The sequence below is a fragment of the Sulfurisphaera javensis genome, assembly GCF_041154675.1.
Taxonomy (GTDB): Archaea; Thermoproteota; Thermoprotei_A; order Sulfolobales; family Sulfolobaceae; genus Sulfurisphaera; species Sulfurisphaera javensis.
This window is the reverse complement of sequence record NZ_AP031322.1, coordinates 667,161-692,411: the sequence shown is the minus strand read 5'-3', so window position 1 is coordinate 692,411 and position 25,251 is coordinate 667,161. Positions and strand designations below refer to the sequence as shown.

28 protein-coding genes are annotated in these 25,251 nt (G+C 31.8%); 18 read left to right on the top strand and 10 right to left on the bottom strand.

The window, feature by feature from the left end:
• Positions 1-18: 18 nt before the first annotated feature.
• Together ACAM25_RS03715 and ACAM25_RS03710 are read left to right on the top strand one after the other, a co-directional pair.
• Positions 19-1,104: a hypothetical protein gene (locus tag ACAM25_RS03715; RefSeq protein ID WP_369610997.1), complete on the top strand. Its 1,086-nt coding sequence runs from the start codon at positions 19-21 to the stop codon at positions 1,102-1,104.
• Entirely contained in the window at positions 1,101-1,466 is a 366-nt protein-coding gene (locus tag ACAM25_RS03710) for a hypothetical protein (protein WP_369610996.1), read from the top strand. The genes ACAM25_RS03715 and ACAM25_RS03710 overlap by 4 nt, the downstream gene beginning before the upstream one ends.
• Before the next feature lie 205 nt (positions 1,467-1,671).
• Here the strand turns inward: ACAM25_RS03710 and ACAM25_RS03705 are convergent, their stop codons facing one another.
• From ACAM25_RS03705 to ACAM25_RS03690, 4 genes are all read right to left on the bottom strand, one after another.
• Positions 1,672-2,235: a DUF1404 domain-containing protein gene (locus ACAM25_RS03705; protein WP_369610995.1), complete on the bottom strand. Its 564-nt coding sequence runs from the start codon at positions 2,233-2,235 to the stop codon at positions 1,672-1,674.
• Between the two features lie 76 nt (positions 2,236-2,311).
• Entirely contained in the window at positions 2,312-3,895 is a 1,584-nt protein-coding gene (gene soxB, locus ACAM25_RS03700; RefSeq protein ID WP_369610994.1) for a proton pump complex quinol oxidase subunit SoxB, read from the bottom strand.
• A 1-nt stretch (position 3,896) separates the two neighbouring features.
• A complete protein-coding gene (gene soxA / locus ACAM25_RS03695; protein WP_369610993.1) occupies positions 3,897-4,436 on the bottom strand; it encodes a proton pump complex quinol oxidase subunit SoxA in 540 nt (179 codons plus the stop codon).
• Positions 4,437-4,569: 133 nt separating this feature from the next.
• A complete protein-coding gene (locus ACAM25_RS03690; protein ID WP_369610992.1) occupies positions 4,570-4,752 on the bottom strand; it encodes a hypothetical protein in 183 nt (60 codons plus the stop codon).
• 181 nt (positions 4,753-4,933) lie between these two features.
• On the opposite strand from ACAM25_RS03690, the gene ACAM25_RS03685 reads away from it, so the two are divergent.
• Both ACAM25_RS03685 and ACAM25_RS03680 read left to right on the top strand, forming a co-directional pair.
• Positions 4,934-5,593, top strand: coding sequence for a sulfocyanin (locus ACAM25_RS03685; protein WP_369610991.1), 660 nt, complete (start codon positions 4,934-4,936; stop codon positions 5,591-5,593).
• A gap of 898 nt (positions 5,594-6,491) precedes the next feature.
• Entirely contained in the window at positions 6,492-8,039 is a 1,548-nt protein-coding gene (locus tag ACAM25_RS03680) for a hypothetical protein (RefSeq protein WP_369610990.1), read from the top strand.
• Between the two features lie 576 nt (positions 8,040-8,615).
• On the opposite strand, the gene ACAM25_RS03675 is transcribed toward ACAM25_RS03680, so the two are convergent.
• Together ACAM25_RS03675 and ACAM25_RS03670 are read right to left on the bottom strand one after the other, a co-directional pair.
• A complete protein-coding gene (locus ACAM25_RS03675) occupies positions 8,616-8,735 on the bottom strand; it encodes a transposase (RefSeq protein WP_369611598.1) in 120 nt (39 codons plus the stop codon).
• Positions 8,736-8,870: 135 nt separating this feature from the next.
• Entirely contained in the window at positions 8,871-9,551 is a 681-nt protein-coding gene (locus ACAM25_RS03670) for a sulfocyanin (protein WP_369610989.1), read from the bottom strand.
• Positions 9,552-9,841: 290 nt separating this feature from the next.
• Between ACAM25_RS03670 and ACAM25_RS03665 the strand changes: the two genes are divergently transcribed.
• From ACAM25_RS03665 to ACAM25_RS03625, 9 genes are all read left to right on the top strand, one after another.
• Positions 9,842-10,480, top strand: a complete 639-nt coding sequence (locus tag ACAM25_RS03665) for a Rieske 2Fe-2S domain-containing protein (RefSeq protein WP_369610988.1) — start codon at positions 9,842-9,844, stop codon at positions 10,478-10,480.
• Positions 10,477-13,890: a molybdopterin dinucleotide binding domain-containing protein gene (locus tag ACAM25_RS03660; protein ID WP_369610987.1), complete on the top strand. Its 3,414-nt coding sequence runs from the start codon at positions 10,477-10,479 to the stop codon at positions 13,888-13,890. Before ACAM25_RS03665 ends, ACAM25_RS03660 begins: the two co-directional genes overlap by 4 nt.
• Before the next feature lie 31 nt (positions 13,891-13,921).
• Entirely contained in the window at positions 13,922-14,704 is a 783-nt protein-coding gene (locus ACAM25_RS03655) for a hypothetical protein (protein WP_369610986.1), read from the top strand.
• On the top strand, positions 14,701-15,471 hold the full coding sequence (locus tag ACAM25_RS03650) for a hypothetical protein (RefSeq protein WP_369610985.1): 771 nt from the start codon (positions 14,701-14,703) through the stop codon (positions 15,469-15,471). Before ACAM25_RS03655 ends, ACAM25_RS03650 begins: the two co-directional genes overlap by 4 nt.
• Before the next feature lie 167 nt (positions 15,472-15,638).
• On the top strand, positions 15,639-16,052 hold the full coding sequence (locus ACAM25_RS03645; protein WP_369610984.1) for a MarR family winged helix-turn-helix transcriptional regulator: 414 nt from the start codon (positions 15,639-15,641) through the stop codon (positions 16,050-16,052).
• A gap of 57 nt (positions 16,053-16,109) precedes the next feature.
• Positions 16,110-16,502: a hypothetical protein gene (locus ACAM25_RS03640; RefSeq protein WP_369610983.1), complete on the top strand. Its 393-nt coding sequence runs from the start codon at positions 16,110-16,112 to the stop codon at positions 16,500-16,502.
• 124 nt (positions 16,503-16,626) lie between these two features.
• Positions 16,627-17,679, top strand: coding sequence for a glycosyltransferase family 4 protein (locus ACAM25_RS03635; RefSeq protein ID WP_369610982.1), 1,053 nt, complete (start codon positions 16,627-16,629; stop codon positions 17,677-17,679).
• Complete coding sequence (locus ACAM25_RS03630; protein ID WP_369610981.1) at positions 17,658-18,578, top strand: tetratricopeptide repeat protein; 921 nt, start codon at positions 17,658-17,660, stop codon at positions 18,576-18,578. The genes ACAM25_RS03635 and ACAM25_RS03630 overlap by 22 nt, the downstream gene beginning before the upstream one ends.
• 193 nt (positions 18,579-18,771) lie before the next feature.
• The gene (locus tag ACAM25_RS03625) at positions 18,772-19,839 is read left to right on the top strand and encodes a hypothetical protein (RefSeq protein WP_369610980.1); all 1,068 of its coding nucleotides are present in this window, start codon (positions 18,772-18,774) and stop codon (positions 19,837-19,839) included.
• Here ACAM25_RS03625 and ACAM25_RS03620 read toward each other — a convergent pair.
• From ACAM25_RS03620 to ACAM25_RS03605, 4 genes are read right to left on the bottom strand one after another with little or no spacing between them, the layout of a single operon-like run.
• A complete protein-coding gene (locus tag ACAM25_RS03620) occupies positions 19,821-20,396 on the bottom strand; it encodes an ADP-ribose-binding protein (protein WP_369610979.1) in 576 nt (191 codons plus the stop codon). The two genes, ACAM25_RS03625 and ACAM25_RS03620, sit on opposite strands and share 19 nt — an antisense overlap.
• An 8-nt stretch (positions 20,397-20,404) precedes the next feature.
• Positions 20,405-21,298, bottom strand: a complete 894-nt coding sequence (locus tag ACAM25_RS03615) for a mechanosensitive ion channel domain-containing protein (protein WP_369610978.1) — start codon at positions 21,296-21,298, stop codon at positions 20,405-20,407.
• Positions 21,299-21,311: 13 nt separating this feature from the next.
• The gene (locus tag ACAM25_RS03610) at positions 21,312-21,767 is read right to left on the bottom strand and encodes a hypothetical protein (RefSeq protein ID WP_369610977.1); all 456 of its coding nucleotides are present in this window, start codon (positions 21,765-21,767) and stop codon (positions 21,312-21,314) included.
• A 5-nt stretch (positions 21,768-21,772) separates the two neighbouring features.
• Positions 21,773-22,267, bottom strand: a complete 495-nt coding sequence (locus ACAM25_RS03605; RefSeq protein ID WP_369610976.1) for a hypothetical protein — start codon at positions 22,265-22,267, stop codon at positions 21,773-21,775.
• 73 nt (positions 22,268-22,340) lie between these two features.
• Here ACAM25_RS03605 and ACAM25_RS03600 point away from each other — a divergent pair, with 73 nt between their 5' ends.
• Genes ACAM25_RS03600 through ACAM25_RS03580 form a run of 5 tightly spaced genes read left to right on the top strand, consistent with a single transcriptional unit; the run spans position 22,341 to position 25,239 of the window.
• Positions 22,341-22,760, top strand: a complete 420-nt coding sequence (locus ACAM25_RS03600; protein WP_369610975.1) for a hypothetical protein — start codon at positions 22,341-22,343, stop codon at positions 22,758-22,760.
• Between the two features lie 39 nt (positions 22,761-22,799).
• A complete protein-coding gene (locus tag ACAM25_RS03595; RefSeq protein ID WP_369610974.1) occupies positions 22,800-23,657 on the top strand; it encodes a sulfite exporter TauE/SafE family protein in 858 nt (285 codons plus the stop codon).
• Positions 23,648-24,013, top strand: a complete 366-nt coding sequence (locus ACAM25_RS03590) for a DUF1634 domain-containing protein (protein WP_369610973.1) — start codon at positions 23,648-23,650, stop codon at positions 24,011-24,013. The genes ACAM25_RS03595 and ACAM25_RS03590 overlap by 10 nt, the downstream gene beginning before the upstream one ends.
• A 40-nt stretch (positions 24,014-24,053) precedes the next feature.
• The gene (locus ACAM25_RS03585) at positions 24,054-24,908 is read left to right on the top strand and encodes a sulfite exporter TauE/SafE family protein (RefSeq protein WP_369610972.1); all 855 of its coding nucleotides are present in this window, start codon (positions 24,054-24,056) and stop codon (positions 24,906-24,908) included.
• On the top strand, positions 24,901-25,239 hold the full coding sequence (locus ACAM25_RS03580; RefSeq protein WP_369610971.1) for a DUF1634 domain-containing protein: 339 nt from the start codon (positions 24,901-24,903) through the stop codon (positions 25,237-25,239). The genes ACAM25_RS03585 and ACAM25_RS03580 overlap by 8 nt, the downstream gene beginning before the upstream one ends.
• The last annotated feature ends 12 nt before the right edge of the window (positions 25,240-25,251 follow it).

Below are 25,251 nucleotides of genomic sequence, written 5' to 3'. Positions count from 1 at the left end.
GAAAACTAATTATTAAACATGTGCAAAGTAATTTACGGCTATGATGATTTGTCAGAGAAATTAAGAGAATATTATATCTTAGATCCTACAGGATTTACTAATTATAAAAAGAGAATAGCATTTGATCTAAACTTTAAGCTACAGAGAAAGAACTCAGAAAAACTAAGAAACTTATATTTCACTATTTTCGAAATCTCAACTATTATGAGAGAACTTAACTTCAGAATGATTAATCCCAATTACGTAATACCCTCTATAATTAATAAAATTAATACTACATTACCCTTGTCATGGAGAAATAATGAGATAACCCTTAAAGAACCAATAGAAATAGAAACTGAAACATCATTTGATGAAAAAACTGAATCAAGTATTATTATTGACCTTTTCGAATTAACTGGAATAAAGAACTTTCAAATAAAAGCAAAAGTAGAACTTGCTGAAAGAAAGTTAAAGGCAAAACTTGACATTTCATTAAAAATAGAAAGTAAAGGAATTTCAAAAAGTGTTAGCGATGAAGAAATAAACAAACTCCTTCAAGTTACATCAAGAGAAGTGAATCAAAAAAGTCTAATTAGTCAATCTCAGTTAGATGAAATAGGAGAAAATTTAATAGAAAGTATGATAGAACCAATACTTTTAAGAGAAAGAGAAGAATTTGAGAGAAAAGCAGGATTTAACGACTTCATTTACATTCCATCAGATAGAGCATTATTATTAAATGCCTCTGAGTCTGCACTATCAAACGAAGAAATAGCACAACTATTTTCAGAAAAATGTGTTCTTACTATTAATAGAATAAAAGAAGGAATAAAAAACTTCAAACCTTTCTTCTCAGAAGATATAAAAAATGAAAATGGTGTACTATATTGGAAAAATGAAAGCATAACTAAAGCACCACCTTCTGTTAAATCTTTAGCAGTAATAGATAGTGTTTTATCTTCTATAAAAGGAAAGACGCTAATAGTAATAGAATATCCAGAGGAATATTTAACAGAAGAAGAAATTGATAAAGTAACTCGATTGTTGAAAAAGTTAGATGAAGAGCACGAATTAATTATAATTACTGGAAATAAAAAAATCAAAGAGGCTTGTGAAAAATGACTATTTGCACTACAGTAAAAGAAGACCTAGAAACTTTAGAGGAATTCTCTAAAGCAAGATATATTGTCTTAATTGACGAGAAGAATAATGAAATAATCTTTAAAGAAGAAAACCCTGCTCTAAAATCTCCAATGAAAAGGCCAGCAGTTGCAAAGGAATGTGTTAAACTAAAAGCTGATAAAGTAATTGCTCCCCATGGATCTTTATGTTTCCCCTCATACAGAATACTTAAGAAATCGAACATAAAGATACTTATTTCGAACATTAATGACAATGTAAAGTCTCCACAACTTAGAGATGTTAATATGAAAGAAATCCTCTATTCAAGCTTTCTTGCGATGGTAGAAAGAATTAAGGAATAATAATTCTAATATGGAAAAGTTTACGTTAAATATAATCATATACCTTATTCTGCGTAAATTATAACCATACTTTTCATAAAATTAACATATCAATGAAGGAATATTCAAGTTATAAATTAGCCATATAGTACAACTTTTTTAAAACATACTTAGCATCAGTTAGTTATAACCTACTTCCTAGATCTAAAAAAGAGTATATCAAGTTTTAAAAAAGGGAAATGTTTTTTAATAGCTTATAAAGCGAATAAACTAATACAATATTCATAACTATAAACATTTCAATACCAACAAATGGCAATAAATTAGTTCCCCAGTATAAAAACTTAAAATCAACATTTGAGTATTGAGGATATCCTAAAACAAAGAAAATACTAAGTAAAGAATCAGCAAACATATAGATCCCTAAAGCACCAACTTTAAATGTTAATGACATTTTTGGAATATAAGAACCAGCCAAAATTCCGCCTAAAAGCAAAGTAAATTCACACAATCCTCTATAAAGGGGAAAAGCAGCAGCTAATGCAAAAAAGAGAGGAATATGCCAGAATCCTGCTGGAATCATACCTAAAATAAAAGACCATATAGAACCTTTAAAAAATTTATAGCCTATAAGAACTCCTGCAGCATATAGAGCGTAATGATCTAGCATATATACAAGAGGATTATAATATTGTATTGCTTCAACTATTGGATTAACAAAAGCAATAACAAATATGATAGGAAGTATAAGGTTTTTCACACTTATTTTTGTACCATTATACCTTATCATATAATAATTCTCATAAAGGTAGTTAAAAAAATTTACTTTTAAAAAATAAACACATTTAAAGGAAAAAAAGATTAATTTATTTTAACTTTGTTATCTTATTATCTAATGTATTGCCTTTCGTTTCCTTTATTTCTTTAATTATTGATCCAGAACCGCCTTTTGGCGAATTTATATTCATGGTTATTGTTGACGGTGTAGTAACTCCAGTAGTGGGTGTCCAAAATATTGGAATACCAACTCTAAGTAATGTAAATACTATAGGTAAAGCAATAAACACAAAACTTGCACCCATAATTATTGCGCCATAAGTCATGATATCCATGTAAGGCTGGAATTGTACTGGATAAGCATCCCATCTTCTAATTAAGCCTAAATATCCTGCAACACTCATTGTATATCCAGTAATAAATGCACCAACAGTCCACATTGACAAACCAGCATATAATAAGCCTCTACTTAATGATGAAAAATCTAATGTTGCACCTACTTTACTCCTTAACATATCTAAGATTATTGCTATACTACCTACAAGAATTATAGTCCATATCATTAGGTGAAAGTGACCAACGACATAGTAGGTGTTATGAACGATTATATTAGTAATATTTATAGGAAGAATTAAGGCTTGTAATCCAGCTAATATAAATCCTATATAAGCAATTAATGCAGCAAACCCTACTGGATCTTTGTAATTATATCCTTTCGGACTATAGAATATAGTAAGTGCCAAGTTTAATACTGTTAAACCAGAACCAGCAGCTAATATTAAAGTAGTTGGTGTAATAAATGCTCTAATATAAACTGGTAATGGAAAAGTCTGTAAATGATGAACCCAGGCTAGCATACTAAAAGTAAATAATAATATGATATTCCATCTTGCCCATCTTTCACTGTATAATGGTCTTCCAGCATATTGAGGAATTAAAGCATAAAGCCCACCAAATACGGTAAATGGAACATAATAAACTACTGGATGACCGAAGAACCAGAACAAAACTACCCACGTTAGTGGGTTTACTGAAACACCAGCCCAGAAATATAGAGTATACCATAGTTCACCCGCTGCCAAGGCTGGCTCTGTTAAGAAAATTAATGCGCCAGCAAACATCATGGCGTATGCAGCAAATATCGGTATTTTGCCTTCTTTTGGTCTAGTCTTTATAGCATCAATAAACATAACTAAAGAGGATAATATCACTGCCAAAGCGTTTAGGAATAAGAAGAAGTAAGCAAGACCTATCAAAGCGTTGGTATGATATACTAGCCAAGAACCAGTCTGTAAGGCTAATGGAGGATACATGTACCAACCTGTTATTGGGCCTCCAGCAAAAGTAACTATTGGTGCTAAGTTTAGTATCCAAAATAGAACTGTTAATGTCTTAAAGTGAACAATAGACATTCCACTTTTATATAATGCGTATGCAAAAATTCCTAAAGCCAAATCATCAACTATAATATACATTGCAGACATTCCATGAAAAGTGACTAAGAAGTAATAAAGTGGCGAAATTGCATAACCTACCTTAGGATTAGTATGTGGGTTTAGCAAAATTGTTCTAAACCATAACGCTGCAATTCCCATTGCTACTAACCAAGAAATAGCTCCAGATATGTATAGTAATCCCATTCCTAAACTAGTTTTAGGATACAACTTTACCATCTTACATCACCCACAAATAACCATACATGTATGAATGACCTATACCACAATATTCTGCACAGTGGAAAGTATAGTTACCCGGAGTTGTTGGAGCATAGAAAAATGCATAACTATTGACACCAGGAACTATATTCCAATTTTGAGGACCATGAGGAAGTCTAAGGTAGAAAGCATGTATCACGTTATTACTATAAAGTACTAATAGTATTGGTTGTCCGGGACTTACTTTAATATATGGATAACCATTAACATACCCAATAACTGTAGAAGTAACACTAATATTCTCCATACTACCATTTGGCAAATAAATTATTTCTGTAGCATTTTGTGGAATCCATGACCATTGCACAGCTAGCATATAAACAATAACTGTACCGTTTGGTAAAGGCTTAGGAACACCACTAGCTAATGGTAATCCGTACCTATATGTAGCAGCAGAGCCAGTTATTATACTCACATAGCTATATCCAGTAAAAGCAGCTACAAGAACTAACATAACTATAAACCATATTTTCTCCCAATCTCTCTTGTGCTCACTCACTACCACTCACTCAATTATTTTAATATATTAATTAGTTTATAAGTTTTTCTTACTATAAATGAATAGTTTGATAGCACTTTTTAAACTAATAAAATATAAAATGAGAATTTATTTAAAAAAATGATAACTTAAATTAGAAAATATTAATTGTTTTCTTTCTTATGAGGAGATAGAAAATAATCCCAAAAGCTATACCTGCGCCAGCTAGAGCAAATCCAAAAACATCCTCAAATGGAACACTCGAAGGAGGAGCAATAGTTGATACCATAGTATATAAACTTGGAAGAGATACTATTTGCTCTGCAAACAATAACATTTAGGGTCATATTACACATAATAAACAATTATTAATAAATTTTACTACTTTTTCTTCATAAATCTTATTCTTCTAAAATTAATGAAAAATTGAAATAGGAAAATAAAATCATAAACAAGCTTTTGGTAAAAATAGATAAAAATAAATACTACTTTTTTAATCATGACAATTGAGATAAGCTATGAATAAGCTAGGAATAGCATTACTTATTATTATATTTGGTGGAACAGCAGTAATGGCAGGATTTATAGCATATAACTTTATGATAGTCACATATCCATTACCTAAATCACATGCAGCAGTAATGTTAACTACAACTACTCCTACTACAACTACTTCTGTGACTACTACTACCACCACTACAACTACTACGACTTCTGTTTCCTTACCTCCTGGTGCTATTAAGTTACCTTATAATCCTAGTAATCATACTGTTTTCTTATATATAGCTTCCCTATCTACTGGTTCACCATTCAACTTTAATGGTACTTCTAATGGTCAATTGCATATTTACATTCCAGCTGGTTGGACTGTAATAGTTTATTATACTAATGAAGAGAGCGGTCTTGCACACAACTTCTTAATAGTACAAAATGATACAGCAACACCAAATAACGCCAATGTAGCTCAAGATGGCAAAATATTACTCTACGTAGGAACTAGCTCATCATCTTATGAATCCACAGGATTAATTAGTGGACAATCAGCAAGTGGAACAATAACACTATCACCCGGATACTACTGGTTCTGCTGTGGAATAGCAGGACATGCACTAGCAGGAATGTGGGGAGTAATAATAGTATCATCATCAGTAACAGTACCATACGCAATAACAAGCTAAATTAAAAAGAGGTAAAACGTGTCACTATTTAAAGTGAAAAACACTTTTTTAGGTAAATATCTATATAATCTTCTCATCTTCATTTTAACTTTTTTATAAAAAATGATAATACTAGCTTAGCTATAAAAACTAATTAGCCTTTAGTCCAAGAACTTTAAAAATAAAAGTATTTACTTTTACTATTAATTTTTCAAGATATTTTATTTATAAATCTTTTATTGTTTCTATAGAAGCAGAATATATGTTACTTTCTTAGCTCTTACGTATAGTAAGCTTTTCAAGGGAAAAAGTGAATTTAAGTACAAAGCCTATTTTCTCTTTGGATAGTAAATTACACAATGGCGTGTGCAGAAAGCCTCAGAGCGGGAAGGAAGTCAGAAACTCATTAAATCCATTTGCTAGAACATGACTACAGCATCTTTAGGGTAGGGAGCAGAGTTGAACAAGTATTTAAACCATAGACTCTCCGAGATGGACTTTCCCTGGAATTGGTTCTCCACTTACTTTACCGTTGTGGCAAGCTAGATAAGTTGTTAGGCACACTCAAATGAAGCACTGATAGTTAAAGAATTTTTCCATCTGAAGCAATATTTGCTGAGTTTAGGGTTAGTGTATGTTCAAGATTATAACAAAAAAGCTCGAGTAAAACATAAGTTAAGTAAAGAACCTAATTTCAGAATTTCTACCTATACTAGCTCATTATGGAAAACACACTATGTATATCAATAACATCATATAGGTAAAAATTTAAGATATTTATAATCTCGTTATAAAGACTAAAAAAGAAATGAAGGATAAAATAGCTAAGAATTTCATATTTATATCTTTACAACGGTATTATGGCATACTTTTTTCTTATGAAAAAATTTATATATAATTATTAAAGTTTTTACTTATTATGGCTATAGGAGAGGCAGGAGCAGATATAGGAAGTTTGTTATTAGGCCAAATAGTAGGTAATTCAGCAGGAATAATCTTACGTTCTCTCTCAAGCGTTGATATCTATTTAAGTGAATTAAATTGCATTTCTAATCAAATTACTCAAGCCTTTAGAAGTAGACAGATAACCCAAGTAAATTCGCCGCCTAATCCCTTTAGCGAGACTATTAGACCTGCATTTACATTTGCAACTGGAATTATAGATAGAAATGTAGAATTACCAGACTTAATGGGTCACGGAATACTCGTAAACACTAAAGATGATTATATGCTTTACATTGGTAGGGTTAGTCCAAATTGGACTAGAATATGGTTAGGCCAAGGAGGATTTGCAATACAAAAAAGAATAAAAACTTTTTCTGGTTATCTAGGTAATAAATTAACTGAAATATTATCGTATATACAGAATGTTTTACCGATGAAGACTGTAGAGATTCAAGGTCCGAAATTTAATGTAAATGCCTTTGAATTCGGTGTAATTAATTTAGGAAAAAGAGAAGATGTATTAGCAAGAAGTAGTATAACACAATGGATCAACCCATTACAAATGGGTTATTGTAGTGGAAGTAATCCTTTAGAAGCATTTTGGGGTGATATCATTAATTTTATTTATTCAAAGGCAACTAGATGCGAGATTCTGCCCTTTTATACTGCAGCAGCAATAGATTATTTCAAAGATATAAATCCAACTTCATATGGAAAACAAAAATCAGGGTACGAAATAGTACTTAATGACCAATCAGTGCATGATTTTTACAACATAACAAAATTATTACCGGATTTCTATATTACGTTAAAGATTAATGTTGGCTTAAAAGCTATATTTGGATTTGCACTAGCAGTATATTTCCCAGAAGTAGTAAGATATCTTGCTGGGGTAATAAGTTATTCTGATAATTCTATAAATAAGTCTGTAATCGGAGCACCACTTCAGTCTTCTGATAACTGTCCTGAGTGTACACAATATGGTAATGATGCTCAAATAGTAGCTTATGCAACACTTTATTCTAGTAAGATTGGTGATATAGAGCTAGGTACTGCCCCTGTATTTTTGACTATTCCATATAAGGATTATGGTAATATGACTTTGCCAGAAATTAAAGAGTATTTAGGCTCATACTTTGGCGAGAGTTTTAAATCCCTTATAGATCTAGCAATAGTCATAGGTATTTCAGAAGCTGACGTTTATAACTATATTAAAAACAAATATGGTGATTCTATGGCTCAGATAGTTTTGCAAAATGTTGATTTTACTGGTAATGAGAGTGAAGATTTACAAAATGCTGAGAATGTAGTCCAAATGGCTATAAAGGTTAAGGAGGAAGTTAAGCAAAAAGTAATTGGTAATGTCAGTTGGGAAGAGCTGAGAAATGCTTATATTCGTGAAAAAATTGCAAAGCTTGAGGAGATAATAGATCAATGTATGATTAATATGTTTAATTCAGATTTTACTATTGAGGAGAACGTTCAAAATGTGATAAGTTGTGTAAAATATTTATCATTATAAAATTTTATAGACTAAAGAATTTCTATGGTTTTTAGGGAGTGTTCAATTGCAGTCATGAAAATCTAAACGTAATACGTAAAAAATTCAAAATGTAAAAATAGTCTATTTTATATGAATATCAAACGTAATACCCTAGCGAAAAACACTTGTTACTACGTAATAATTGGGGGTATAATACATGAACATAGTAACCCTAGCACACTTAATACATATGATACTTCAGAATAAAAACATTAAGCCTAAAAACACAACAACATCTCACTATCCTTAGCACAATTAGGAGTACTACTAAACAAACTCAACTTACCAACTTCAACAATCTACTACATTAACAAGTTAGGAATAAAGAAGAGGAGAGAAAGAATCTCAGACATAACTTGCCCAAAATGCAAGTCAAATAATAAAAAACGGTTCATCAAGAGGAAAAAGAAATACAAGTGAAAAAATTGCAACTCAACAGTTTACGATACTAAATCTCACAAGTTAAGCAAAAACAATTACTAGCAAGACAGCTTCTTAAGCTTGAGGATATGAGGAGGGATTTGTTAAGGAGGATTGCTAAAACAGCTTTAAGTATTATAATGAGAGGAAAGGGTAAGGTCTCTCATAAGAAGCTTTCCTCTCAGTAACAGGATCTAAACCACAATAAGCAACAAACTTCTCCGCCTTACTAAAATGAGAAAAATCACAGAGTATACGAAATTTTTAACCAGAAGATTTACTACTGAACACTATGAACACAATCTGATGGAAACTTACTTTTATAAAAAAATGAGAAATTGAAACAAAAAATGTCTTTTTAATTTAGTGTAGTGATTGCCATTGCCTTATTTAGCTTGTTATTGCGTATGGTACTGTTACTGATGATGATACTATTATTACTCCCCACATTCCTGCTAGTGCATGTCCTGCTATTCCACAGCAGAACCAGTAGTATCCGGGTGATAGTGTTATTGTTCCACTTGCTGATTGTCCACTAATTAATCCTGTGGATTCATAAGATGATGAGCTAGTTCCTACGTAGAGTAATATTTTGCCATCTTGAGCTACATTGGCGTTATTTGGTGTTGCTGTATCATTTTGTACTATTAAGAAGTTGTGTGCAAGACCGCTCTCTTCATTAGTATAATAAACTATTACAGTCCAACCAGCTGGAATGTAAATATGCAATTGACCATTAGAAGTACCATTAAAGTTGAATGGTGAACCAGTAGATAGGGAAGCTATATATAAGAAAACAGTATGATTACTAGGATTATAAGGTAACTTAATAGCACCAGGAGGTAAGGAAACAGAAGTCGTAGTAGTTGAGGTTGTAGTAGATACAATCGTAGTAGTAGTAGGAGTAGTTGTAGTAGGAGTTGTTGAAGTTTGAGTTATTGTGCCAATAGTTGTAGGAGGAGCTGTCGTAGTTATTGTAAGTGATGGTTTTGTTGCTATATAGTAACCTGCTACAGCAACAAGAATTATGGCTATTACTACAGCCACTATTATAGGTGTATTCGAGGCCATGTTGATTTATAGTTTTAAATAGTGGATTAAAAGATTTTTCATAATAATGCTTATGTTCTTATATAAACTATTCTTTTCTTATTTTAATTTTTATGATAATAAATAACTAAATATCTACAATATAAAACTTGAGCTTTTTTAAACTTTGTCAATTTTTACTAAAATTTACTAATATTAAATTAAAATATTTTTCATAAAGAAAAATATGTTTACTCAGACATATATATATTTTCGAAGGTTAAGTTTTTTAAATATGTTATTTAATTTTTAATAACAATAGGTGTTCTAGGATGGCCGAAGGAAAGGATAAGAAGGGGAATGTTGACCCTAATAGGCGTGCTGTTATAATTGGTGGTGCAGCTGCTGTTGCTGGAATTGCAGCGGGTATTGTTATAGGTGGTTATGGTTTCCCTAGAACCACTAAAGTAGTTCAACCTCAAGTTACAGTAGAAAAGGAAATTTCTACTGTAACAAAAACTGTGACAACAACTACTGTTAAGCAAATAGGCTATGTAAAACAGAAGGTAGCTAATATTTCTCAATTATCATCTCCCGGACAATATGTAACAACAAACTATATGGGGTACCTAGTTTATATAATTAAGACTGGAGTCCCTTCAGAAAATGGTGTAGGCCCAGATAATGATATAGTAGGTTTTTCAGCATATTGCGCACATATGGGATATATATTAGAGTTTGATCCTGCTACTAATTGTCTCTTATGTCCTGAACACTTTAGCCAATATGATGTTACTAGAGGTGGTATGCAAGTCGTAGGACATCCAAATCAGTATTTAACCCAACTTATTTTAGAGTATGATTCATCTACTGGTGACATATATGCCCTAGGTTTTAATAGATTAGTCTATGGTACGTATAACACAGCTTTACAAGGTATGTCTTCTTCCTCTGGAGGTGGTAGTTCATGAGTATGAATAGTTCAACTTCTCAAATAACACCAGTTCCAAATAATAAAGTGCCTTTACCACCAGTTACAGCACAGATATACCATGTTACATGTAGATTCTGTAATGTTGGCTGTGGTTATGATGTTTTTGTCTTTCCAGTAGGACAAGAAGGTAGTCCACAAGCAGGACAAAACGCAATAGTTTATAACATGGTAGATAAAGTATTTAACAGAAATCTACAGAATTATAAAGCTGATTATACTCAAGTTTTACCCTCACTTTCAGCTAATTCTGGAACCCCGTGGATTGGAGAAGGAATGGTTAGTAAAACAATAACATATAATCCAAATACTCAGACTTGGGAAGAAGTATATATATTAGAAGTCCCTAGCTCTGAATGTCCAGTCAATGAAGGAAATTATTCCACTAGAGGAGGAAGGAATGCTCAAAGAATATGGAGTCCATTAGTTGATAATGCTGCTGGATTTAGAGTATATGAAACCAGAATAAAGACTCCTATGATAAGATGGAATGGAACGCTACAGCCAGTTGGATGGAGTTATGTGTTTAAAGTATTAGCGAAAATCTTGTATTATTATCTAACAAACGAAACGACTGATTATCCAGTAGGCCCAGCTGCAACAGAAGTTATGGCTATAAGATCCGACCACGGAGGTGGGGAAGGTGGAGGAGTATTCAGTAATTTAATGCCGGGATTATTCATTCATATGGGTTTAGCTACTCCATTTATAAGGTTTCACTATCAAGTTGCCTTCTCTCTAACAGAAGATGCTTTAATGGAGGCAACTAATGGTAATGGTACTGATACGTCTAGCATGTTAGACATTAGCATAACAGATGTAATGGTAATGTGGGGAATTAACGAATATGTTACATCAACTGTTAATCTTATTCAGCACATTTTCGATAATTTAAGAGGAGCTACACAGAGCAGAAAAGCTCAGTGGTTTGAGCCTGGTGAACCTACACCACCCGGAATGGCAATTGTCGTTGAAGCGAGACCGTCCGAAACAGCACATGCTGTCGCAGCTGCGGTAGGATGTACAGTTGAAGAAGCAATGAATGGCACTTGTAACGTAGGAAAATCTCAAGATGGATTACCACAAGTTCTAGTTGTATTAGTAAATCCAGGTACAGATACTGAGCTAATAAATGCTGTAGCAGCTTATATTTACTATACTTATGGAAGTACAACAGTTCAAAACTTCATTAACATGTATCAGCAAGCTCAAAGCAATAGTAATAATGCATTCACATTTAATAATACAAACTATCAATACTATTTACAATACTTACAATCTAAGAGCTTAAGCGAATGGTTATCTGAGGCCGAGTCAATAACTGGTGTGTCTCAAAATATCATACAAATGATGGGTGATATGCTAGCTAAACCAAAAACTGGTTCTAATGGGCAGACATATTATAAAAGAGTTGTAATTGAATTTGAAAAAGGTATAATTTGGTCTGGAAATTACACTCCAATATATTCCTTAGCTAATTTAGCCATAATAATTGGAGCATTATCTGGTAGACCAGGTTGTGGGATATCTACTGGATTTGGCCATCAGAGAGGTGCTGCATTCCCATTGCCTCCACCACCACCATGGTATCCTAATATTGGACTATCGTTAAATCAAGGAAGGCAACTATGGATACAAATGAGTAGTTATGTTCCTCAACAACTAAAGTCTCAAGGACAAACTGTGAGTGGTACAACAATAGCCGAATTTATAAAGAATTTCTATAGTCAATACACAAGTTCCTTAGTTCCTCAAATTTATCAGTATAATCCAGTCGTTGACTATCTCATATATAGCGGTTATGGAAAAGTATTATGGGTATTCACAGCTGTACCATATAAGCTAACTATGGCAGGAGGTAAACTAGCACAGACAATTAATCATAGATCAAAACTTTTACAAGAATGTGTAGAAAATACTCTATCCGCTGGAGTACCATCTGGTTCAACTTCATCAATAATATCATCTTCACCATATTATAATACTAATGCAGTTAGTTCAACTATTCCACAATTTCCAGACCCAGACCAATATGCTGATGCTGTAATATCATGCCTAAGTGGAAGTAATAAAACGCCAGGAGCATTATTTATTGTAGGTCATGATATTATACTTAATCAGAACGGATTGCTAGAAAATGCAGCTCATATTATATTACCTGCAGCTGCTAATCATGGTGAAACTTATGAGATTAGATGGAACGGACATGATAGGAGATTAAGGTTAGTTGAGCCATTCCACTCCCCACCTGGAAATGCTATGCCAGATGTATGGACATACGGACTTCTATCTTACTTAATATATCAGATGTTTAAGCAAAATGGAATGGAGAATTCGCCGCAAGCTCAAAGATTATATACGGCATTTAACCAAATTTGGACTTCGTTAATGAATAATATGACACAAAACTCACAGCCTCTATCGTTATCAGAACTTTCAAGTTTCTCACAATTCTACTATGATTATAACTGGTTTAACATCTATAGTGACCTATGGACTTACTACGTAGCAAATGGACCAACTAACTTCTCTTCATGGCCTTATGGTTATTTCGTACCTCACTGGGCACCAGGCTGGAGTCAAATGTCATTAAGTGACTTAAAATCAACCAGAACTATTGGTGTTCAATTACCTATACTGGGTAAAGTTACTAACTCCGATGGAAGTTATACACTATACGGATTGGTAAATTACGCTGAACCTGGTATTCAAGGAGCGATTAACGGTCAATTTAGAGTAGAAGCTGTAACTGTCAATCCTAATCAGTCAGTAACTGTAGGAAACACTCAGCTTCCACTAATTACTAGAGAGGTTACATATATTAACATAAATGACTTACAATCCATGTTTGGTTATGATTACAACACACTAATGAAATATGTTATTAACGGTCTCAATCCATTCCCAATGCCTTATGTAGGAGTATTTGGCTATGCTTCACAATTACAATCGAAATACAAGTTCTGGGTCAATAACGGAAGATGGAATATTATATTCCAGTCTGGTTGGACTGACTTTCAGATTCCAGATATATACAGAAGAGTTCCATTCCCGATAATTGCAGTAAGCCAGCAAGACGCTAGTGCCAATGGTTGGAATAATGGTGATATCCTTATGTTGTATAATGACTGGGGATCAATAACTGGTGTAGCGTGGATATCTAACACTGTCGCTCCCGGTCAAGTGTTTGTTGCAATGGCTTATCCAACCAGTCCTGGTGCTAATCAATTAACATCTCCAACAGTTGATCCAGTGACTGATAACCAAATGGTAAAGTGGGCTTGGGTAAATATAGTGAAAATTGGAACTTTATCACAAGATGAGAAACAGTTAATAACATTCGCTCCAGTTCAATTTACTGTACCATCTTCATCAAGTTCTTCAAGTTAAATTTTTTAATTCCTATCCTTAAGATATTTTTATGGCAAAAACAATTTACTATTTAATTATTCTTTTTTTAGGATTTATTTTAGTTTATATTTCCCCTCTCTCACTAAATTACGAAGCTTACGTGACTCTAGGAAATATTCTTTTTTGGTCATCGTTGCTTTTACTCTTGATAAGAAAATTACTTAGAAGGGTTTTCACCTATTTAGGAAAACATTTAAACAAAATGTCAATTACTATACTAGTAAGTTATCTATCCGTTCATTATTTTGTTTATAGTATTGCATTAGAAAAGTTATTAACCAATTTTTATGGAGAAATATTTTACGTTAGTTCTCCTTTCTTTTCTGCGTCAATTACTCCTTTCTATCCGCCAAGCATTTACACTACCTTTATAAATTTGCTTTTTAACCCTACCATAACGACTGGTTTTCCTCCTAACTTTTATATTGAACTTTCAGCTTATTCAATAGTTCTTGGTTTTATAATAGGATCAATTGTTACTGCGACGATAATGAGGGTCTTAGAGATAGGTAAAACTATAAAAATTAAAGCAATACTTATTGCTCCAATTTTAGGAGTGATAGCTGGCGGAAGTTGTTGTATTTCTTTACCTATACTCTTAGCATCAGTTATACCAGCCGCAAATGTTCTCTTCTTTCTACCAATAGGGAATACTGCACTTTTTTTAGCTTACATTTTACTTCCACCTTTAACTGCATTAGGCTTAGCTTTTCATTATAACAGTTTATTCCCAAAGACACCGAAAGACTTCAGATTAAGTTTATTATCTCAAGGGAAAAATAATAATATATGAATGTCAAAGTCATCATAGGAATTTTTTTATGTTTATTTTCCATTATTGGTTATTTTGTTTCCCTTCACTATTTACTATTAGGTTCTATCTTAACGCTTACCTTTTGGATAGGTCTATGGCTTTTTATTCCGAAGAGATTTTTTGATTTAACTTGGAATATAAATAAAGGAAGAGCTTATTGGATATCATTTTCTTTATATTTTCTTTTTCACTTAATTTTATATGGTTTCTTCTATTATATAATTTTAGGAGCTATAATATATTACCCAATATATACTATATATGTTGATGCTTCAATTACACCTCCTTTGCCATATTTTTTGTATTGGATTTCAAATAGTCCCTCAATTAGTATTATTATAGCTGGATATGATATGGGAATTTTTCCTTTCACAACTTTCATTGGAGTTATTTTAGCCTTCCTAATTGGTAGTAATATTCAAAAAATTATGGAACTAAAAGATATGTTAACTTCATATAAAAGAAGTACAGCTCTAATAGCTATTCCAGCCTTGGGAGTTGTTTCTGGCACTAGTTGTTGTCTCTCCCTTCCTAGTTTAGTTATATACTTTGTTGCATTAGATTTGGGAATGGTATCTTCTGTTTTACCTATACTTGCATCTCCAATTTATTTCGGATTTATATGGTACGGATTACCGATTAGTTCGGTTTTAATTCTTCTTTTTAATCTGAGAGATTTAAACAAAGCCGTATATAGATTAAGGTTTAGAAACTGTAATATAAATAAAGAAACTAATACGAATTAAAACTATATTTTTATAAATTATAGTTTTTTATCCATATATTTCACTTCTTTAATTGAATTAAACTATAGAAATCTAAGGAAATTTAAACTATTTTATTACCTAAAAGGCTCAACAGTTTTAATAGTTATCTATACAATATTTTCAATGGTAAATTAAGGTGTCTTAATTTGGAACCTTGGGAAATAGTGTTGAAAGGAAACAAGAAATTTCGAAGGCTCCTTCAGAGAGAGGCTGAAAAGTTTGGGTTATCATATACTGAAGTTCAAGTTTTATACTTTCTTAAGAATGGAGAAAAGAACGTGACTTCTTTGGCTAATTTCGCTGATGTAAATAAATCTACAATGGTTGAAGTTCTAGATAAGTTAGAGAAAAGAGGATATATAATTAGAGAGAGGGATTCCGAAGATAGAAGAGTAGTAATTGTTAAAATTACTGATGAAGGAAAAAAAGTATTAGAAGAAGTTAGGGGGAAATATAAGGAGTTAATTTTATCCCTTTTATCTAAAGTAAAAGATCCTTCTTGTGTAATAGAATTCTTTAATATTTTAATAAATGAAGTCGAAAAAGATGATACTATTTAAATTTTTTCCCATACTTTTGGGAAAACATAGTTATATTTAAGTTTCTAACGTGTGCATATGGCAAGCAAAATAGGACTTGGAACACAAGCACTAAGATGGACTGGACTGCTAGGATCAGCATTATGGGCTGGGGTACATATAGTTTTAGCATCCCACGTAGCTTTTCCTAAAAATGTTTTAGCGACAGAAATATATTCAACGTTCTTCGCCTTTACAGCATCTTTAGCAATAGTAGCTGCTGTAGCGTTTATTTTAGGAATTAGAAATCTTTATTTGCCAGCATTAATCTTTTACGTTATCGATTTCTTATTACTTACTGAAACTAGAACAGCACCAGCACTGTTCATAGGCAAACCTTTACCAGTAAACATTTATGTAGTTGAGAGCTGGATTTTGGATGTTATTTTAATTGCTGTATCAGCATTACTCTGGAAATTCGATAAAAGTTAAAGTTAAAAAAGTTAAATCTTTTTTATTATTAAGCCGCGGGGTTCAAGTGCCCATTAGGGCTCAATGAGAACCCTTTGTCCCCTCGGCTCTTTAATTTTTTAAAGTTGTAAACCTAATTTATTTCGTGAAATTATTATTTATAAATCACAGAGATATTTTTCATCCTCAAGCTGGTGGTGCTGAAGGAGTAATTTATGAGGTAGGTAGAAGGTTAGTAAAGAAAGGAATTGAAGTAAGTTGGCTTAGTGAGGATGTAGGAAACCCAGATGATGAATTGGAAGGGATTAAGTTTATTCATGCTGGAGGAAAATATACTCTCCACTTTATATCTTCGCGTTATGCCAAAGATTATGATGTTGTGATTGATAGTGTTGCTCACGCTGTTCCTTTCTTTTCTTATAGAGTTAATGAAAAGTCAATTGCTTTAGTTCATCATGTTCATCAGGATGTTGTTAAATATGAACTAAACCCTTTGTTGGCATTTCTCGTAAGGCAGTTAGAAAAGAAAATTAAAAACTACCCTTATGTTATTTCAGTATCTAATACAACGAAGAACGAGCTCGTAAAAAGGTTACATGTAGATGAGAGTAAAATAAGTGTAATTCATAATGGTGTTGATCATGAAAAGTATAAGCCTGGAGAGAAGCCTAGTACACCTATAGTTTTATGGATTGGAAGAATGAAGAGGTATAAAAATCCATTAGATGCTATAAAGATTTTTAAAAAATTGAAAACAAACGCCACCCTTTATATTGCAGGTGGAGGTGATTTAGAGGAAGAAGTAAGAAGGGCAATTGGAGGTAATAAAAATATTATCTATTTAGGTAAAGTATCTGAAAGCCAGAAAGTAAAACTTTATCAGCAGTCTTGGGCTATCCTTTCGACTTCTTTTATAGAAGGATGGGGTATGACTATTGTTGAAGCAAATGCTTGTGGAACTCCTTCTATTGCTTATTCTACTGGTTCTATGCCAGAAATAATTGAAGATGGAGTGAATGGTTTTTTAGTTCCTTATCAAGACTTTAATAAGGCTGCTGAGAGACTTGACTATATATTAGAGGATGAAAATGTAATGAAATACTTATCAAAACGTAGTTATGAAAGTTCATTAAAATACGATTGGAATAAAACCGCGGAGGAATATTATAAATATATATGGAAGATAGCAGAGTCTTAGAAAGGGCTAAGCTCCTTTATGAAGAGTATAAGAAGACTAGGAATATTGAAAAGCTTGAAGAAGCAATAAGACTTTTACAGGATAGAAAAGACGTACTATCTCTAAATCAGTTAGGTTTATTATATCTAGAAAAAGGAGAAAATAAAAAAGCAATTGGATGTTTTGAAGAGGCTTTAAAAAAGGCAAAGAGTTCTGATGATAAGAATATAATTAATTTTAACTTGGCTTTAGCCCTCTATAGAGAAAAGGATTTAGTGAGGGCTTATGAAATATTAAGGCAATTATCTAATACTTCTCTAAAGACTCATGCTCAAAGGCTTTTAGCTAAAGTTTGTTTAAGTTTTGGTGATATTAAACACGTTGAAGAGGCAAGGGCTATATTAGAAGGTTTTGATGAACCAAATGAGGATTTAATTGTAGCCTACATTTTCTTAGGAAGAAACACTTCTAATAAGAAAGATTACTTAGATAAAGCAGTGAAATATGCTGAACTACTTAAGAACAAAAGATTATTAGCTGAGGCTTTGATTTCTTATGACGATAAAGAGAAGATAGAGAGAGCTTTAGAGTTGTTTAGAGAGTTAAAAGATGTGAAAGGAGAGGCTAGGGCTTTGTATAAATTATCTTACTATAAGCCAGAGCTTCTTTATGAGGCATTACAAAAACTTGAGGAAGCAGGAGAGGGGACTGCGCAAGATAAAATAAAGTTACTTAATGAACTTTACAAAAGAACTGGAATAGTCGATTTTTTAAAGCAAGCTATAAGCATAGCTGAAAAAGAGGACGAGTATCTCTTTCTGGCAAGAGCTTATGTTGAACTTTCGAAAAAAGAAAATGAACTAGAGAACCTAAGAAAAGCTGTAATGTACTATGAAGAATTTATTAAAAAAAGACTGTAAAAATTATATTTATCAATCAGATTTTACATATTTATCATTATCAAAAAATTATGATATTGGCAAATTTTTGATTTTAACAGTATACATATTGTGTATTATTTGCCCGAGCAAGCCAAAAGAAAAAAATTTTTATATATTTAAAAATATATAATATAATAGGAAGGAGAAATGAGGGATATTGAGGTGATGAGGATTGAGGTCAATAAAGGCTATAGCTATCTCATGGACTTTATGGGGTTTAGCTTACTATCTTTATTCTCCATATTTAACAGTATTTTTAAAGAGTATAGTTAAAGAAGACTTTATAGGAGTTATATACATACTATCTTCCTTAGTAGGTTTGGTTTATGCAATAATTCCCTTATATACAAATAAGGTTAAAGAAGTAACTATTGTATCTCTGATACTTTCTGGGTTAGGTTTAGTACTTCTATCGTTCTCTATTAATCCAATTTCAGTTATCATATCGATTATTCTTTACAGCATGTATTGGGTCTCAGTACCAGTATTTTATCTACTTATGAGAGATGAGGTAGCTAAAATTTGGGCTATATCAATGCTACCAGCTTTATTAATACCGTTTATCAGTGAAAATATAATAATTTCGCTAGGTCTTAGATATATCTTTATTATTTCTGGAATAATAATGGCGTTTACGGCGGTACCAATAATTAACGTTGAGATCAAAGGTAGGGGAGTGGCAACTGGTAAAAATAATAATTTCACTCCACTCATATTTACGATTCTTCCTCTTTCAATTTCACTCCCCTACCTTTATATTAAAATTCCTTTGAGTTTAATTCCGGTAATTTATGCAATAGGAGAGTTTATAGGAATATTAATGGCAACTTACTTCAGCAAAATGAAAAGAGGTTTGTCATTAGCATTATTGAGTTTTTCATTAATTTCAACAAATAGTATATTACCTTTTGGAGCAATGTTTTACGGAATATCAGAAGCTTTAACTGCATTAGGAGTAGATAACGTTGAAATCAATGATCTTAAGGATTCAGTGAAAGTGACTCTGGTTGAAATATCATTATGGCTTATTGGATATACATTAGCGACAGCATTATTTGTTATTTCACCATTTTTGCCAACAATTTACGCTTCGTTATTAGCGATACTCTTTGGTTTGTTAACACTTTTAGTATTCCCTAAAGTGTTAAAGATTATATTTGTGTGCAAAAGGAGAATGAAAAAATGCTTTGAAAAATACAGAGGTATTGAGGGAATTTCCCCTTACTTCAAATTTGCGTAGTTGTTAAATTCTTGGATTTCTTCTAAGGTAATACTTTTTTCACTACTTAATTCTCTCTCCAAAATCTCCACAAATATTCTATAAGCCTCTTCTGAGTATAAGGCTATAATAATCATATTTAGGTGTTTGAGATTTTTGTATTCTTCCTTTATTACTTTAGCCATTTTCATCGCACAAATTTCATAAGGATAGCCATAAATTCCAGTTGAAATAGCTGGTAATGCGATACTTGTGAGTCTTAATTCCTCAGCTTTTCTGATAGAGTTTCTTATAGCTTCTTCTAGTTTATCCTCTCCTTCAAGACCATATCGAGGACCAACAGCATGAATAACATACTTTGCCTTTAACTTTCCAGCAGAGGTTACAGCAACACCTCCTACTGGAACCGGTCCGTACTTTTTAACATACTCTCTACTTTCTTTTTGAATAATATAACCCCCTTTCTTTACAATTGCTAAAGCCACTCCTCCACCATGTTCGAGGTAAGAATTTGCAGCATTTACTATTGCATCAGCTTCTATCTCAGTAATATCTCCCTTAACTATCTTTACTTTCACATTAAAACTTAAGACTTAGCACTCCAATAAGCTTTATCAAAAGCACTATTTACTAAATCTATTAATTCTCTTAAATCATCCATCCTATCAAAATGGATTATTGCCGTAAACACGTTAGTTCCGCCGTTTTTAGCCGTAAAGAAAATCTCTATTTTCTTTTCATCTTTAATTTTATCCTTTAATATTTCATTTACTCTTAATAGTACCTTTTCTGCTGCAACATCAGCATTTACTGTTACTTGTAATGGATAAACAAGAGAATGTTCACCCTCTAATTTCTGAAAAACTGTATTTCCTAAAAATGCTGTGTTAGGTATTTTAAAAATATTCCCAGTAATACTCTTTATTTCAGTAAATAATAATGAAACTTTTGTTACTTCCCCTATTATTGGTGTACCCCAAATCCATGAAAGTAATGAAACTGCGTCCCCAGGCTTAATTGTTCTACTTGACGTCACTAACACTCCTGAGAGTAAATTTTGAGCAACAGTTTGAACAGCTAAACCTATTATTACGCCACCAACAGCACCACCAACTAGAACACTAGTCAAATTAACATGTAATGCTGCTAAAATTGCCAATACTAAAAGAGTATAGAGAATTACATCTAGTACAAACTTTAGCATGCCAGCCATTCCTTTTTCAAGCTTTCCATAAACTGTTATTGATAGAATATTCTGTATGAATCTGATTATAAAAATGCCACCCAAGGCTATTATAATAACGTCAATTCCAGTTATGATTGCTGATTGATAAGGACTTAACAGTTTAGGAAAATCATATGTTAATATATCTACAATGTCCTTTAGAACAAAGTCCACTGCAGCTAATACAGCCAAAATCACTAGTAACTTTATTATTTGATTCTTGTAAAGTAAGGTTGTTGACGAACTCTGAGACATAAAAGATTAGTTATTATACAGACTTAAAAGTCCTTCTTGTTTTTAGATTCTTATATAAGCGATAAAAGAAAATTATTAAGCTTATTTGACCAAAATCAAATGTAAGAGATGAAACTCCATCATATTTTATATAAAAGAAAAAGGGAAGAATTATCATTATAGGTTTCCAAATTTCATAAACTATATAAAAATTTATGTAATTAATTATTGAGAATGACAATGCAGAGGAATCAATAAGAACATTTAAAAAAACATTTTTACTTCCCCAAAACAAAATCGTGGATATTATAAAGATAATTAATAAAATAAACCCTGAAAAACTTAACCCTACTGGGATTTGTAGATCGTAACCAGGAAATTGTGTTGGTTCATCTATTGGAGCTAAAGGGCCTAAGGCTAACGCAAAAATAAGTAAAATAATAGTTAAGGCTAAAACGTAGGAATAGTAGGTAGTTATTTTTTGAGCCATTAGGCTTAACTTATACCTAAGTTTAATAAAATTTTTCTAATATACTCTAGGAATTCCTTAAACTCTCTGTATGCTGAAATTACATCATTTTTATTTTTACTGAATATAGCAAATGTTTCATTTCCTATACAATAATTTGGAAAAAGTAAACCATAATTACCGCAAAACCGAGTAAATGTGACTTTACTCTCATCCATAAGTCTCATATCCTTTAGTTTACTATCAATATGGATTTCTACTGAATTTTTATAATAAAAAATATCGTGAGCTACTTCACCTTTTATAATATAAAGTAATCTTAGTAAGTTTAGCTCGATAGATGGGAAGTAGAGTGGTATTTTTATGCCCTTGTAGACTGCTTCTTTTTCTTTAATTTCAATGCTTATTTTTTCGCATTTAACAGGTTTAATTTCAATAATTTTATTGCTTACTAACGTTAATACCCTGTCTGATAGTTTAATACCTATATTCTTCTCATCTTTACATATCTCTAGGTTCACTAACTTTTACTTCCTTAAAGTAACTAAAAGTTAATTGATAATTAGATTTAAACTTAAGACTCACTTATATTTTGTGAATATAAAACTTATAGCAATTTTATTATCCATTTCTTTAGCCTTAAATGTATATTTAGGATATTTTACTACTCATACTGCTCAGCAAATAAATAGAACTAAAACCATATATACAATTATTCTTACCTATAATGAAACATTTAATGCTGTGAAATCTGGAAAATATATAATTTATCTAGAAATTAAAAACAGAAATATAACTTATGTTAATGCTATAATACAACTAATGAAAATTAATCATAACCATAAGGAAAAAGTTCTAATAGTAGAACTTAATTCAAATCAAACCTATAGAATAATTCATCTATCTCACGATTACTATTATGCGAAAATTATCTATATAGTTGAATATGTTAGAAATATTTCGATAAATAATCTAGGTATTTACGTTAACATTGCATATAAAGCTGAAAACTAAAAAGATAATAATTTAAGTGATAAAGTAAAAATTCTTGCTATGAATGACATATTATTCATTTTTTCACTCTTGATCTCAAGTATAATAGCCGGGTTTATAGGTTCATTAACAGGATTAGGTGGTGCTACAGTTTTAGTACCGATTTATACTCTTTTCTTATCAATTCCAATAGAATATGCTACTGGCGCAAGTTTAATTTCTACTATTGCTACTTCTAGTGGAGCTGCTAGTGCGTATGTAAAGGATAGAATAACAAACGTCAGAATTGGTATGGGTCTAGAAATTGCTACTACTACTGGAGCTATAATAGGTTCTTTAATTGCTCATTATATCTATGAACATCATCTCGCTTTTATTTTGTTTATAATTTTTGGTATAGTTATATTAACTTCAATTTATCCACAACTTAAGAAAGCCTCATTAGAGCTTCCTAAACCTATAAAACCGGATTGGACTACTAGAGTTTTCCAGCTTTATGGAAAGTATTATGATATTGCTTTACATCAAGAGGTTGAATATTATGGAGTTAGATGGTGGTTAGGGGAAATAATTATGTTTTTTGCTGGTATGATTTCGGGGCTTTTAGGAATTGGATCCGGAGCACTTAAGGTTATTGGAATGGACTGGGCAATGAATCTACCAATTAAAGTTAGTACTACAACAAGTAACTTTATGATAGGAGTTACTGCAGCTACAAGTAGTTCATTATACTGGTTTTTTGGGTACATCCAACCATTAATGGCTGGAATAACTGCTATTGGTGTATTAATAGGTTCTTTTGCTGGAAGCAAAGTTTTACCGAAAATTAGAAACGTAAGACTTAGGTTAATATTCATGTTAATCTTAGCTTTTCTAGGGATTGAAATGATAATTAGGGGCGCCCAATTATGGATTTAAATGATGTAATAGGTTATGCGTTAAGAATTGGAGTTATAATTAGTGTAATATTAATCATTATAGGACTTGCTTTTCTATCCGGTAATAGAGACTTCTCTGAATTAGTATCACCTACGTCCAGAGTAAATACTTCTGTAATAAATCCTACAAAAGTTCCAATAAGTGCTTTTTCTGGTAACGGATTAGATCTAATACTTCTGGGTTTAATGGTTTTAATAGCAACTCCAGTAATTAGAGTCTTAATTGGAATAATACAGTTTGCTAAAGAGAGAAATATACTATATACTATAATAACAATAATTGTCTTCTTTAATTTAATGTTAGCTATATTTATATTACCGCTTTTCATACATTAATTAGAGATAATTTTTTACTACTAAATTAAAACTACACTTTATGCTACTAACCTTATTAGTACTACTCTTCATAGCCTCAATAATAGCTGGATTATTAGGTTCATTAACGGGATTAGGCGGAGGAGTAGTACTCACTCCAATACTAGTTTTATTTTTAGGAGTTCCAATTCCTTATGCTGTAGGGGCAAGCCTAATATCAACTATTGCAACCTCAGCATCATCTGGAAGTAGATATTTAAAATCAGGGTTGGCTAATATGAGAATTGCAATAGCATTAGAATTAGCAACTACAAGTGGTGCAATAACTGGTTCCTTTCTAGAGTATGTCGTAGAGAAAGAACATCTTTTCAATTTATTAGATATTATTTTTGGTATAGTATTGATTTTTTCAGTTATTCCTAACTTTATGAGAATGAAAAGCGAGGTTCCAGTTTACGTTAACCCAGATGGTATATCATCAAAATTAAAATTTAATGGAAAATACTTTGATGAAGCATTGAAGAAAGAAATAGAGTATCATGGTGTTAGGTATCCTTTTGGACTTTTAGGAATGTATATAGCTGGGTTAGTTTCTGGACTTTTAGGAATTGGATCCGGAGCATTAAAAGTCTTAGCAATGGATTTAGGAATGAACTTACCTTTTAAAATAAGTACGGCAACCAGCAGCTTTATGATAGGAGTCACAGCAGCTACTAGTTCTGGCGTTTACTGGGCTTTAGGAATAGTTAACCCTATAATTGTTGGAGTTACAATTCCTGGTGTATTTTTAGGATCTAATCTTGGGTCAAGATATCTTAACAAATTAATGAGTAGAAGATTAAGGCAATTATTTACATTAGTTTTAGTAATTTTAGGAATACAACTTATTTTAAGGGGGTTTGGGATATTTGGATGAGAAGAGAATAATTACTACTACTCTTAGATATGGCGTAATTATAGCTTCGATTCTTGTGATAGCTGGGTTAATAATCTTTATTATAAGTGATAAATCTCCTTCAGATATATATAAGTTTAATACTAGTAGTATTCCCTTAACAGATTATATGGATCCTTTAACTATAACTCTATACGGAGTTGTAGTTTTAATCTCGATACCAATCCTTATCGTTTTTGAACAAGTCTTAATTTATCTATTTGAAAGAGATAAAATATATGTAACGATAAGTTTAGTTGTGCTTCTCTTGATGCTATTTGCAATATTAATAATGCCAAGGCTTTTACTATGAATAAAACTAATC

Excerpts from the sequence above, each read along its gene's own strand:
- ACAM25_RS03640 (WP_369610983.1), top strand. The coding sequence starts at position 16,110 with ATGGCAAGCAAAATAGGACTTGGAACACAAGCACTAAGATGGACTGGA.
- ACAM25_RS03660 (WP_369610987.1), top strand. The coding sequence starts at position 10,477 with ATGAGTATGAATAGTTCAACTTCTCAAATAACACCAGTTCCAAATAAT.
- soxB (WP_369610994.1), bottom strand. The coding sequence starts at position 3,895 with ATGGTAAAGTTGTATCCTAAAACTAGTTTAGGAATGGGATTACTATAC.
- ACAM25_RS03670 (WP_369610989.1), bottom strand. The coding sequence starts at position 9,551 with ATGGCCTCGAATACACCTATAATAGTGGCTGTAGTAATAGCCATAATT.
- ACAM25_RS03590 (WP_369610973.1), top strand. The coding sequence starts at position 23,648 with ATGGATTTAAATGATGTAATAGGTTATGCGTTAAGAATTGGAGTTATA.
- ACAM25_RS03690 (WP_369610992.1), bottom strand. The coding sequence starts at position 4,752 with ATGTTATTGTTTGCAGAGCAAATAGTATCTCTTCCAAGTTTATATACT.
- ACAM25_RS03715 (WP_369610997.1), top strand. The coding sequence starts at position 19 with ATGTGCAAAGTAATTTACGGCTATGATGATTTGTCAGAGAAATTAAGA.
- ACAM25_RS03665 (WP_369610988.1), top strand. The coding sequence starts at position 9,842 with ATGGCCGAAGGAAAGGATAAGAAGGGGAATGTTGACCCTAATAGGCGT.
- ACAM25_RS03685 (WP_369610991.1), top strand. The coding sequence starts at position 4,934 with ATGAATAAGCTAGGAATAGCATTACTTATTATTATATTTGGTGGAACA.
- ACAM25_RS03680 (WP_369610990.1), top strand. The coding sequence starts at position 6,492 with ATGGCTATAGGAGAGGCAGGAGCAGATATAGGAAGTTTGTTATTAGGC.
- ACAM25_RS03710 (WP_369610996.1), top strand. The coding sequence starts at position 1,101 with ATGACTATTTGCACTACAGTAAAAGAAGACCTAGAAACTTTAGAGGAA.
- ACAM25_RS03615 (WP_369610978.1), bottom strand. The coding sequence starts at position 21,298 with ATGTCTCAGAGTTCGTCAACAACCTTACTTTACAAGAATCAAATAATA.
- ACAM25_RS03595 (WP_369610974.1), top strand. The coding sequence starts at position 22,800 with ATGAATGACATATTATTCATTTTTTCACTCTTGATCTCAAGTATAATA.
- ACAM25_RS03630 (WP_369610981.1), top strand. The coding sequence starts at position 17,658 with ATGGAAGATAGCAGAGTCTTAGAAAGGGCTAAGCTCCTTTATGAAGAG.
- ACAM25_RS03655 (WP_369610986.1), top strand. The coding sequence starts at position 13,922 with ATGGCAAAAACAATTTACTATTTAATTATTCTTTTTTTAGGATTTATT.
- ACAM25_RS03650 (WP_369610985.1), top strand. The coding sequence starts at position 14,701 with ATGAATGTCAAAGTCATCATAGGAATTTTTTTATGTTTATTTTCCATT.
- ACAM25_RS03585 (WP_369610972.1), top strand. The coding sequence starts at position 24,054 with ATGCTACTAACCTTATTAGTACTACTCTTCATAGCCTCAATAATAGCT.
- ACAM25_RS03705 (WP_369610995.1), bottom strand. The coding sequence starts at position 2,235 with ATGATAAGGTATAATGGTACAAAAATAAGTGTGAAAAACCTTATACTT.
- ACAM25_RS03610 (WP_369610977.1), bottom strand. The coding sequence starts at position 21,767 with ATGGCTCAAAAAATAACTACCTACTATTCCTACGTTTTAGCCTTAACT.